This window comes from Aurantiacibacter xanthus, from assembly GCF_003584015.1.
GTDB classification, from domain to species: domain Bacteria; phylum Pseudomonadota; class Alphaproteobacteria; order Sphingomonadales; family Sphingomonadaceae; genus Alteraurantiacibacter; species Alteraurantiacibacter xanthus.
The window spans coordinates 1-10,200 of record NZ_QXFM01000044.1 but is presented as its reverse complement, the minus strand read 5'-3'; the positions used below and the strand labels follow the sequence as shown (position 1 = coordinate 10,200).

At 65.7% G+C, this 10,200-nt stretch carries 12 protein-coding genes; 8 read left to right on the top strand and 4 right to left on the bottom strand.

Translation table 11 applies throughout. The features are described 5' to 3' along the window. The 3 genes from D2V17_RS04590 to D2V17_RS04580 form a co-directional block, all read right to left on the bottom strand. On the bottom strand, nucleotides 1-332 hold a 332-nt coding region (locus tag D2V17_RS04590; protein WP_147367223.1), incomplete at its 3' end, for an EF-hand domain-containing protein. A 211-nt stretch (nucleotides 333-543) separates the two neighbouring features. Then, nucleotides 544-951 carry a cupin domain-containing protein gene (locus D2V17_RS04585; RefSeq protein ID WP_119591946.1) on the bottom strand — a complete coding sequence of 136 codons (408 nt, stop codon included), beginning with the start codon at nucleotides 949-951 and terminating at the stop codon, nucleotides 544-546. Beyond that, nucleotides 948-2,756: an aminopeptidase P family protein gene (locus D2V17_RS04580; protein WP_119591945.1), complete on the bottom strand. Its 1,809-nt coding sequence runs from the start codon at nucleotides 2,754-2,756 to the stop codon at nucleotides 948-950. The genes D2V17_RS04585 and D2V17_RS04580 overlap by 4 nt, the downstream gene beginning before the upstream one ends. A gap of 132 nt (nucleotides 2,757-2,888) precedes the next feature. Between D2V17_RS04580 and cysD the strand changes: the two genes are divergently transcribed. From cysD to D2V17_RS04560, 4 genes are all read left to right on the top strand, one after another. Then, complete coding sequence (gene cysD / locus D2V17_RS04575; RefSeq protein ID WP_281270541.1) at nucleotides 2,889-3,827, top strand: sulfate adenylyltransferase subunit CysD; 939 nt, start codon at nucleotides 2,889-2,891, stop codon at nucleotides 3,825-3,827. Between the two features lie 99 nt (nucleotides 3,828-3,926). Next, nucleotides 3,927-5,840: a sulfate adenylyltransferase subunit CysN gene (gene cysN / locus D2V17_RS04570; protein ID WP_119591943.1), complete on the top strand. Its 1,914-nt coding sequence runs from the start codon at nucleotides 3,927-3,929 to the stop codon at nucleotides 5,838-5,840. A gap of 3 nt (nucleotides 5,841-5,843) precedes the next feature. Beyond that, entirely contained in the window at nucleotides 5,844-6,710 is an 867-nt protein-coding gene (locus D2V17_RS04565) for an exosortase/archaeosortase family protein (protein ID WP_119591942.1), read from the top strand. After that, complete coding sequence (locus D2V17_RS04560) at nucleotides 6,703-7,362, top strand: exosortase C-terminal domain/associated protein EpsI (RefSeq protein ID WP_119591941.1); 660 nt, start codon at nucleotides 6,703-6,705, stop codon at nucleotides 7,360-7,362. The genes D2V17_RS04565 and D2V17_RS04560 overlap by 8 nt, the downstream gene beginning before the upstream one ends. On the opposite strand, the gene D2V17_RS04555 is transcribed toward D2V17_RS04560, so the two are convergent. Then, nucleotides 7,359-7,601: an XrtV sorting system accessory protein gene (locus tag D2V17_RS04555; protein WP_119591940.1), complete on the bottom strand. Its 243-nt coding sequence runs from the start codon at nucleotides 7,599-7,601 to the stop codon at nucleotides 7,359-7,361. The two genes, D2V17_RS04560 and D2V17_RS04555, sit on opposite strands and share 4 nt — an antisense overlap. Nucleotides 7,602-7,610: 9 nt before the next feature. On the opposite strand from D2V17_RS04555, the gene D2V17_RS04550 reads away from it, so the two are divergent. The 4 genes from D2V17_RS04550 to D2V17_RS21220 all read left to right on the top strand — a co-directional run. Further along, entirely contained in the window at nucleotides 7,611-8,369 is a 759-nt protein-coding gene (locus D2V17_RS04550) for a hypothetical protein (RefSeq protein ID WP_119591939.1), read from the top strand. Between the two features lie 207 nt (nucleotides 8,370-8,576). After that, nucleotides 8,577-9,308, top strand: a complete 732-nt coding sequence (locus D2V17_RS04545; protein ID WP_119591938.1) for a hypothetical protein — start codon at nucleotides 8,577-8,579, stop codon at nucleotides 9,306-9,308. A gap of 61 nt (nucleotides 9,309-9,369) precedes the next feature. Next, nucleotides 9,370-9,882, top strand: coding sequence for a retropepsin-like aspartic protease family protein (locus D2V17_RS04540; protein WP_119591937.1), 513 nt, complete (start codon nucleotides 9,370-9,372; stop codon nucleotides 9,880-9,882). A gap of 62 nt (nucleotides 9,883-9,944) precedes the next feature. Beyond that, nucleotides 9,945-10,200: hypothetical protein (locus tag D2V17_RS21220; RefSeq protein WP_220474064.1), on the top strand; the 256-nt coding region annotated here is incomplete at its 3' end.

Sequence of the window (10,200 nt, the reverse complement as noted above, 5' to 3'; positions counted from 1 at the left end):
GCGGCCATGCGCTCGGCCCGTTGCTCGCGGCGTTCGGCGCGGGCCTGCTGGCGCTTTTCGCGCTGGGCCATGACTTCGGCGAAGCTGAGCTGGCCGTTGCCGTCGGTATCGGCTTCGTTGAAGCGCTTGCGTTCGGCGGCCTCGCGGTCGGCGGCGGAAAGCTGGCCGTCGCCATTGACGTCGAGCCGGTCGAACATGGCGCTGGCGCGGGCCTCGGCCTGCGCGCGGGTTTGTGGAGCGCGCTCGGGCCCGCGATCCTGCGCCATGGCGGCACTTGCGGCGAGAGCGGCGGCGCTGGCGGCAATTGCCAGCGAGAGGGGGATCGTCTTCATTGTTCAAGAACTCCCGGTGGTTGGATCGGACAACAAGCCACGGCCCTGATGGGATGGGAGGATGGAGGGCTGCGCCTTGTTGTCCTTGCCCTTGATCTAGGCCTTCTATGTCGCAGGTTTATGCCCGCGAAGGCCAATTTTGTCGTCATTTGTCGCGCCTCGCGCTGCCGGTTCATGCAGCGGCCAGCATTGGGGCCGCTTGCCGTGACTGTTATCGCGCGCGGTGCTCGGTGCCCAACCCTGCGGTGATGAACAGCGCCCGCACGGGCTCGCGCACATCGGCGGTGTGCCACAGGCCCGCCGGATTGATCGCATAGTCGCCTGCCGCCAGCTCCGTGCGGGCAAGGGTGCCGTCGGACAGCTCCTGCACCAGCACCATCCGGCCTTCGAGGCACAGCACCAGTTCGTCGCCTGCGGGGTGCATTTCCCAGGAGGTCCAGTCCTCGGCGAAGGCATGGACCGCGACCAGCCGCCCCTTGGCACCGTCAGCCGCGCTGCGCCGGGCATAGTCCTCGTACCACTCCATGGCTCCGGCGCCCTGCGGGAACGCGGGCTGAACCAGCGCTCCGCTGCGGGCATCGAGATGAACCGGATGCTCGTCGAGGCGGCGGACGGTCATAGCGGCTGGCAGGCTTCGAGCAGCCAGTCACGCACGTCGCCGCTCAGCTGAGGCGCGATCACCTCCTCGACGCGGGCGTGATAATCGTTCCACCAGGCCACCTCGCTTTCGCTGAGCAGCGCAGGTTCGACCATCGACCGGTCAAGCGGGGCCAGCGTCAGTGTCTCGAAGCCGAGCCATTCGCCCTCGTCGGCGCCTGCGATTGTGCGCGGGGCCACCAGCACGAGGTTCTCGATGCGGATGCCGTATTCGCCGGCCTTGTAATAGCCCGGCTCGTTCGAGAGGATCATCCCTGCGAGCAGTTCCTGCTCGGCCCCGGCCTGCCCGCCCTTCGACTTGGCGATTCGCTGCGGTCCTTCGTGGACGGCAAGGAAAGCGCCGACGCCGTGGCCGGTGCCGTGGGCGTAATCGAGACCCGCCGACCACAGGAACTGCCGCGCGAGGCTGTCGAGCTGGCCGCCGGTGGTGCCTGCCGGGAAGGTCTGGGTGTCGAGCGCGATGTGGCCTTTCAGCACCCGCGTAAAGCGCTCGCGCACCTCCTGCGGCGGCGCGCCGGGGCCGATCCAGACGGTGCGGGTGATGTCGGTGGTCCCATCGGGATACTGCCCGCCCGAATCGACCAGATAGACGCTGCCCGGTTCGAGGCGGCGGTTGGTCTCCTCGTTCACCCGGTAGTGGGCGAGCGCGGCGTTCGGCCCGGCGGCGGAGATGGTGTCGAACGAGAGGTCGCGCAGGTCGCCGCATTCCTGGCGGAAGGTCAGCAGGCGGGCGGCGGCGGAAAGCTCGTCGATCTCGCCGTTCGGCCCCTCGACCGCGAGCCAGTGGAGGAAGCGCGTCACGGCCACCCCGTCGCGCGCCTGTGCGGCGCGGTGCCCGGCCTGTTCGGCTTCGTTCTTGATCGCCTTGGGCAACACGGCAGGATCCTGTGCCGCCACGACTTCGGCCCCGGCACTGTCGAGCGCATCGAAGATCGCCGCGACCGAGCGTTGCGGATCGGTGGCGACCTTTTTGCCCGCCAGCTCGCCCAGCGCCTCGGCAAACTCATCGCGCGGGCGCAGGCGAACGGCGTTGCCCAGCGCCGCGCCCACTTCGGCGGGCACTTTGTCGGGCGCGATGAACCAGTCGGCGGTGCCATCGGCGAACAGCGTGAGGTACGACAGGGCGACCGGCGTGTGCTCGACATCGCGTCCGCGCACGTTGAGCACCCAGGCGATCGAATCGAGCGCGCTGATGACCACCGCGTCGAGCCCCTCGCTCTTCAGCCATTCGGCGATCTCGCCGCGCTTGCTGGCGCTGGAGCGGCCGGCAAGGTCGTCGTCCTGCAGGAACACCAGGGCGGGCGAGGGCTCCGGCTGGTCGTCCCACACGGCGTCGATCGGGTTGCCCACCACCGGCACGGCATGGGCGCCCTTCTTCGCCAGCGCCGCTTCCAGCGCACGGGCAAAGCCGCGGGTGTGCAGCCAGCTGTCGTAGCCGATCTTTGCCCCGGCGGCGCTGTTGTCCGCCACCCATTTGGCCAGCGAATCGGCGGGCACCGACTTGTATTCGTAAAGCTTGGCCTCGACCTGATCGCGGACCTGAATGGTGTAGCGCCCGTCAACGAAAATCGCGGCCTTGTCGGCCAGCACGGCCACGCTGCCAACCGATCCGCCGAAGCCGGTGAGCCATTGCAGGCGCTGGGCATAGGCGCCGACATATTCCGACAGGTACTCGTCGCTGATCGGCAGAACAAAGCCATCGAGCCCGCGCGCGGCCAGTTCGCGGCGCAGGGCGGCAAGGCGGTTTTCGTGCAGGGGCATCAGCATGGCGTGTCTTTCCGTTCGACAAAGTCTCGGTTTGCCGGGGCAAAAGCAAACTAGGTTGCTGCCCGGCGGCTTTTCTCTAGGCACCCATCTGGGCCTTGTGGGCAGCGAGGGCAAGTTTGCTACCCCGGCAAAGTGGCCCGAAGCGACGCAAGGGAACGCATGACCAGTCTGACCCATCTCGAACGGCTCGAAGCCGAGAGCATCCATATCATGCGCGAGGTCGCCGCCGAGGCGGACAACCCCGTGATGCTCTATTCGATCGGCAAGGATTCGGCAGTGATGCTGCACCTTGCGAAGAAAGCCTTCTATCCCTCGCCGCCGCCGTTCCCCTTGCTGCATGTCGATACGACCTGGAAGTTCAAGGCCATGTACGAACTGCGCGAGAAAGCCGCGCAGGAGGCCGGGATGGAGCTTTTGGTCTATCACAATCCCGAGGCCGAGGCGCGCGGGATCAACCCGTTCCAGCACGGCCCGCTCCACACCGACATGTGGAAGACGGAAGGGTTGAAGCAGGCGCTCGACAAATACGGTTTCGACGTTGCTTTCGGCGGCGCGCGCCGCGACGAGGAAAAGAGCCGCGCCAAAGAGCGGGTGATGAGTTTTCGCACCTCGTCGCACGGGTGGGACCCGAAGAACCAGCGGCCCGAGCTGTGGAACCTCTACAATGCCCGCAAGAAGAAGGGCGAGGGCATCCGCTGCTTCCCGATCTCGAACTGGACCGAGCTGGATATCTGGCAGTACATCATGAAGGAGCAGATCGAGATCGTTCCGCTCTACTTCGCCGAGGAACGGCCCACCTACGAATATGAAGGCGGTCTGTTCATGGCCGACGACCTTGAGCGGCTCGAACAGGCGATGGGCAAGCTGCCCGAGATCACCATGAAGTCGATCCGCTTCCGCACGCTCGGCTGCTTCCCGCTCACCGGGGCGGTCGAGAGCACCGCCAAGACGCTCGCCGACGTGGTGCAGGAGACGCTGCTCACCACCACCAGCGAGCGGCAGGGCCGCGTGATCGACAAGGATGGCGGTGACGCCTCGATGGAGAAGAAGAAGCAGGAGGGCTATTTCTGATGTCGGCCCGCCGCATTCCCACCCCCGTCCGTGCTGAGCTTGTCGAAGCACGCCGCGCCATTGCCCTTCGACAGGCTCAGGGCGAGCGGAGTTTGTAAGATGACCACCGAACCGATTTACAAGACCGACGCCCTCATCGCCGAGGACATCGACGCCTATCTCGAACAGCACCAGCACAAGACGATGTTGCGCTTCATCACCTGCGGCAGCGTGGATGATGGCAAGTCGACGCTGATCGGGCGGCTGCTCTACGATTCGAAGATGATCTTCGAGGACCAGCTCGACGCGCTGGCCAACGATTCGAAAAAGGTCGGCACGCAAGGGCAGGAGATCGACTTCGCGCTGCTGGTCGATGGCCTCGCCGCCGAGCGCGAGCAGGGCATCACCATCGACGTCGCCTATCGCTTCTTCAACACCGAGAAGCGCAAGTTCATCGTCGCCGACTGCCCCGGCCACGAACAATACACCCGCAACATGGTCACCGGCGCTTCGACCGCCGACCTCGCCGTGGTGATGATCGACGCGCGCAAGGGCGTGCTGGTGCAGACACGGCGGCACTCGTACCTGTGCAACCTGATCGGCATCAGGAACATCGTCCTCGCGGTCAACAAGATGGACCTCGTCGACTATTCGCAGGAAGTGTTCGACAAGATCGTGGCGGACTATGCGAAGTTCGCCGAGGAAATCGGCATCGAGAGCTTCACCGCCATGCCGATCTCGGGCTTCAAGGGCGACAACATCACGGTTGCCCCCAGCGAGAACACGCCGTGGTATGAAGGTCCGAGCCTGATCGAGCATCTCGAAACGGTCGAGGTGCTCAATGCGCAGGACGCGGAAAAGCCGTTCCGTATGCCGGTGCAGTGGGTCAACCGCCCCAATTTGGACTTCCGCGGCTTCTCCGGCCAGATCGCCACCGGCGCGGTGAAGCCGGGCGATGCGGTGCGCGTGCTGCCCTCGGGCAAGACCAGCCATGTGCGTTCGATCGTCACCTATGGCGGCGATCTCGACGAGGCGGTGGCGGGCCAGTCGGTCACGCTGACGCTGACCGACGAGATCGACTGTTCGCGCGGCAATGTGATCGCCGTCGCCGATAACCCGCCCGAGGTCGCCGACCAGTTCGAGGCCACCGTGGTCTGGATGGACGACGAGCCGCTGCTGCCGGGCCGCGGCTACTGGCTGAAGCTGGGCACGCAGACCGTCTCCGCTGCGATTGCCGAGCCGAAGTACGAGATCAACGTCAATACGCTGGAGCGTCTGGCGGCCAAGACGCTTGGCCTCAATGCGATTGGCGTGGCCGAGGTCACCACCGACAAGCCGCTGGTGTTCGAGCCCTATGCCGACAGCCGCACGCTGGGCGGGTTCATCCTGATCGACAAGGTCACCAACGCCACGGTTGCCGCCGGGATGCTGCATTTCTCGCTGCGCCGCAGCCAGAACGTCCACTGGCAGGCGGTCGACATCACCCGCGAGGAGCACGCGCGGCTCAAGAACCAGACGCCGAAGGTGCTGTGGTTCACCGGCCTTTCCGGCTCGGGCAAGTCGACCATCGCCAACGAGGTGGAAAAGCGGCTCAACCTGATGAACCGCCACACCTTCCTGCTCGATGGCGACAACATTCGCCATGGGCTGAACAAGGATCTGGGCTTTACCGACGCCGACCGGGTGGAGAATATCCGCCGCGTGGGCGAGGTCGCGCGGCTGATGACCGATGCCGGGCTGATCGTGCTCACCGCCTTCATCTCGCCGTTCCGCGCCGAGCGGCAGATGGTGCGCGACCTGCTGCCCGAAGGCGAGTTCGTCGAGATTTTCGTCGACACCCCGCTCGAAGTGGCCGAGGAACGCGATGTGAAGGGGCTCTACAAGAAGGCGCGTGAGGGCAAGTTGAAGAACTTTACCGGTATCGACAGCCCCTACGAAGCGCCCGAGAACGCCGAGATTCGCGTGAACACGGTGGAGATGACCCCGCAGGAAGCAGCGGCCTATATCATCGACCGGATCATGCCGCTCAAATAGGCGATGGAGGCCGTCCGCACCCTGCCCTGGATGAAGGACGGCCGCTGGATCGTGCCTCTGGGCATGGCGGTCTACTGCCTGCCTGCGCTGGTGGCCCTGTCGCAGAAGGACTGGAACACCGAGGCCGGATCGCTCACCCCGCTGATCCTGCTGCTGGGCCTGTGGACCACCGTCCAGACCATCGAGAACAACCGGCCGCTGTTCGGTGCGGGGCCGCTGCGGCCCGTATTGGGCGCTCTGGTTGCGGTCTCGCTCGGCTATCTGTTTGCGAGCGCCATCGGTGTCGTGCTGCTGATGGCGGTCTGCGCCTGGGCGGGCTGCGTGCTGGCGCTGTGGGCATGGCGGGGCGGGGCCATCGTCTGGGCCTGCCGGTTCCCGCTCGCCTTCCTCGGCCTGGCGGTGCCGCTGCCCTATTCGCTGTCGACGATGATGACCGAGCGGCTGCGCGCGCAGATGGCCGCCTCGGCGGTTGAGCTGGCCGATAGGCTGGGGCTCGATGTCGCCTATGACCGGACCAGCATCTTCGTGAACCAGTTTCGCCTCGCGCTGGAGGCGGCCTGCGCGGGGACCAGCTCCACCATCACGCTGGTCGCCTTCGTGCTGCTGTTCACCTACTGGTATCGCGGGCGCGACTGGCGGCGCACGCTGCTGTGCGTGGCGCTGGCGGTGCCGATTGCCTGGGGCGCGAACATCCTGCGCGTGGTGGTGCTGATCGTGGCGGTCGATCGCTTCGGTGCGCCGGTGCTCGATACGCTGATCCACCCGGTCGCGGGGCTGCTCAGTTTCTCCATCGCGCTCGGCCTGTTCCTTGCGGTGGACCGCGGCTTGCGCAGCGGCTTGCGGCTGATCGACGGGGTACGTCATGCCTGACCGGCGCACAGTGCTGCTGGGCGGATGCCTCGGCCTGTTCGGCGCGGCGGCGGGTGCGGTTCGGCTGCGGCCCGGCACCGATATCGGGTTCGACCCGGCCAGCGTGCTGCCGCAGCAGGTGGACGACTGGCGGGCGGTTGCGCCCGAGGAGGTGATTCTTCCTTCGCCCGATCAGCTCACCGACCGGGTCTATGACGAGATGGCGATCAAGGCCTTCGTTCACCCCGATCAGCCCCCGATCACGCTGGTGATGGCCTATGGCCGGAGGCAGGACTACACCTTCCAGCTGCACCGCCCCGAGATCTGCTACGTGGCCTCCGGCTTCGAGGTGCTCGACGTGCAGGAGCAAGACCTGCCGATTGCCGCAAGCCCGGTGCCCGGCAACATCATGCTGGCGGAGCGGGGGAGCCGGCGCGAAGCGGTGCTCTACTGGACGCGAATCGGCGAGGTCTTCGCGCAATCGCTGTGGGAGCAACGGCTGGCCGTGGCGCGAGGCGTCTCGCGCTGGCGGGTCGACGAGGGTGTGCTGCTGCGGCTCTCGATGCCCGCCACTGGCTACGATTCGGCGATCCCGGTCCTGTCGGACTTTGCGCGGCGGCTGATCGCATTGTCCGGCCCGCGCGGGCGGCAGGTCTTGCTCGGGCAGACCTAGGCGCTGCGAAAAGGCTGCAACCGCACCACGAAATAGATCGCGGTCACGATCAGCAAGGCGATGGCGGCGGCGTCATAGCCTTCGTTGCCCAGCCAGTTGCCGCCCGCGCAGCCGATGGCGCAAAGAACGTAATCGAAGGTATTGTCTTTCCACGGCGGCCGCTTCACCGACCGCTGAAGGTAGACGAAGGCGACAAAAACGAAGATGCCGACGGACACGAAATCGTAAATCGTCTTCATGGGGGCAGAATGCGGCTGGATCGAACCATTTGCAAGCAGGCGAGCCACTGGCTTGCCGCACCATTGCTGGCGCTGGTGGCCTCTTGCGGTCCGCCCGAGGTCGATGGACAGGTGCTGGCAAGCGTCGATGGCGAACCGATCACGCAGGCGGAGCTGAGCCACGAATACGACCTCGGCAACCGGCCCGATGCCGAGGAGGGCCGCGCCGCCGCGAACGACGCGCTCGAGCAACTGGTCGACCGCAAGCTGCTGGCGCAACTGGCGCTGGAGCGCGGGCTCGATCTCGATGCGGATTTCCATTTTGCCGAGCGCCGCGCCCGCGAAGAGCTGCTGGTCGATGCGCTGCGGCGCAGTCTGGCCGACAAGTTCGACCATGTGCCCGACGCCGAGGTCGAGCAGTTCCTCGCGAACAACGGCCACCTGCTCGGCGAGCGGCGCCTGCTGACCCTGCGTTCGCCCGACGATGATCGCACGCTGGTGGTCGATACCGCGCGACTCGAACGGCGGCCCGATTGGCTCGAAACGGTGGTGCCGGGGCGCGATCTGATGCTTGAAGGCAGAAAATGGACTGTCCTGGCCGTGGACAGGATCAATTCTTCTCGTCCGACTCAGAGAAATTTTGCTAGGCAGTTGCTAGTAAAAGAAAAGGTTGAGGCAGAAATACAGCGGACTCTGAAGGAAATGCGCCAGGACGGCCCGATTCGATACCAGCAGGGCTGGGGGCCGAGCGCGCGCAACAGCGCAGCCATTTCCGATCAGACACCTTGAGTTTCGGCTTTCGGAGGCGATTCGATTTCACAGGACAAAACTTCGCGGGGCAAGGCCTACGTCCGGACCGGGATCATCGGCCTGATCGGTGTCGTCTGGGCGGCGATCGTCCTGACCTTTCTGACCTGGCAGCTGGTCGAGTATCGCGGGCTCGTATCGCGGCTGATCGAATGGCAGTTTGCGCGCTTCGACGCGAGCTGGCCGATTGTGACGCTGACGGTGCTCACCCTGCTGCTGACCGCGCCGATCACGCTCACCCTGCTGTACCGGATGCGCAAGGCGCGCTCGAATCCGGCGCTCACCACCTACGAGGCGGCGCTCCATCGCAGCCTGATGATGCGGCGCTATCTCGGCTGGATCGCTGCCGGCCTTGCCGTTTGTGGGGTGGCGGTGGCTTCGTTGTCGCTGACCATTGGCGGGGTGCGGGAAAAGCCGCTGCCGATCACGCTTGCGGACCTGCGCTCGGGCAAGAAGATCGAAGGCCGCGTGACGATGGACAGCACGCTCGAATATGGCAGGATCGGTTTCTTCGAGGATCGCCTGCTGTTTTCCGGCAGGACGCTGTGGGTCGCCCCGGTGCTCGACCCGGCGAGCGATAATGCGATCACCCTGTTCGTCGAAATCAACCGACGAGAGGCCGGCCCGCCGGAGCGGCGGCGCATCGAGGGCGTGTTGCGCCATGCCGCCGCGCGCGGCGAGCTGCGGACGCTCTATCGCAACGCGGGCTACCGTGTGCACGAGCCGACCTATGTGCTGTTTGCCGACATGGCTTCGGCCCGCTCGCCCTATTTGCGGGCGGCGATCGATCTGCTGGTCGCGGCGATTGTTTTTCTGATCTTTTTCGGCGTTCAGCATCGCCGTACTATCCTGCTGAAACAGCGCCATGATTCCGAGCAGGCGACGGACGAACCCGAGAAACGCGGCCATTACAGCGGTTAAAATCGCCTTAGCGGGCGCAAAAGCAGGGATTTGTTAACCATTTGGTCATAGTCTCGAACGCATGACGAATGCGCTCGCCCCGCTCTCGATCTTATTGTCCTTTGTGATGGGCATGGTGGCGCTTGACGATACGCCCAAGGCGCTGTTCGCGCCCGGCCAGCATGGCGAACCGGTTGCTGCCTCGGCAAAGGGCACCGAACCCGCAGCGAGAAGCCAGCCGATTACCATCGCCTCCAAGCCGCCGGGTGCGCGCTTCTTCTTCCTCGATGCCGAGGTCAACGGGGTGCAGACCCGCTTTCTCGTCGATACCGGCGCGACCACCACGGTGCTGCGCCAGTCCGACGCGGCGCTGGCCGCTGTTGCTGTCGACGGCACCACCCGGCTGCACACCGCCAATGGGAAGCTGCCTGTCGAGCGCGCTTCTATCGCCACTCTGACGGTGAGCGGGATTGTCCTGGCGGACGTTCAGGCGGTCGTCGCCGATGATCGCCTGCCGCACTCGCTGATCGGGCTGGATACGCTGGAGCGCATGGGCCGGATCGTTATCGATGGTTCATCGATAGCGGTGCTGTGATCCTCACCCAAGCTGCGACTTAGCAGGTCGCCACGGTTTCCCGATTTGCATGGCCTCGGCGAATGGCCGATCCGAGCGTGAAGACCGCGATAATCATCATCAGCCAGCTGGCAGGTTCGGGAACAGCCGGTACGACCGGGCCGGGCGTGCCGCCGCTGCTGCTCCCGCCGCTGCTGCTTCCACCGCTGCTGCTGCCGCCCGACGATGTCGGCGTGGATACAAAGCCGATCGGGGTTGGGGCGAAGCCGCCGCTGGTCCCGAAAGCAGGCAGGCCAGGCGAGCCCGCGCCGACCGGGCCGGACGCCAATGCAGGGCCGG

Excerpts from the sequence above, each read along its gene's own strand:
- D2V17_RS04580 (WP_119591945.1), bottom strand. The coding sequence starts at position 2,756 with ATGCTGATGCCCCTGCACGAAAACCGCCTTGCCGCCCTGCGCCGCGAA.
- cysN (WP_119591943.1), top strand. The coding sequence starts at position 3,927 with ATGACCACCGAACCGATTTACAAGACCGACGCCCTCATCGCCGAGGAC.
- D2V17_RS04550 (WP_119591939.1), top strand. The coding sequence starts at position 7,611 with ATGCGGCTGGATCGAACCATTTGCAAGCAGGCGAGCCACTGGCTTGCC.
- D2V17_RS04565 (WP_119591942.1), top strand. The coding sequence starts at position 5,844 with ATGGAGGCCGTCCGCACCCTGCCCTGGATGAAGGACGGCCGCTGGATC.
- D2V17_RS04540 (WP_119591937.1), top strand. The coding sequence starts at position 9,370 with ATGACGAATGCGCTCGCCCCGCTCTCGATCTTATTGTCCTTTGTGATG.
- D2V17_RS04560 (WP_119591941.1), top strand. The coding sequence starts at position 6,703 with ATGCCTGACCGGCGCACAGTGCTGCTGGGCGGATGCCTCGGCCTGTTC.
- D2V17_RS04585 (WP_119591946.1), bottom strand. The coding sequence starts at position 951 with ATGACCGTCCGCCGCCTCGACGAGCATCCGGTTCATCTCGATGCCCGC.
- D2V17_RS04555 (WP_119591940.1), bottom strand. The coding sequence starts at position 7,601 with ATGAAGACGATTTACGATTTCGTGTCCGTCGGCATCTTCGTTTTTGTC.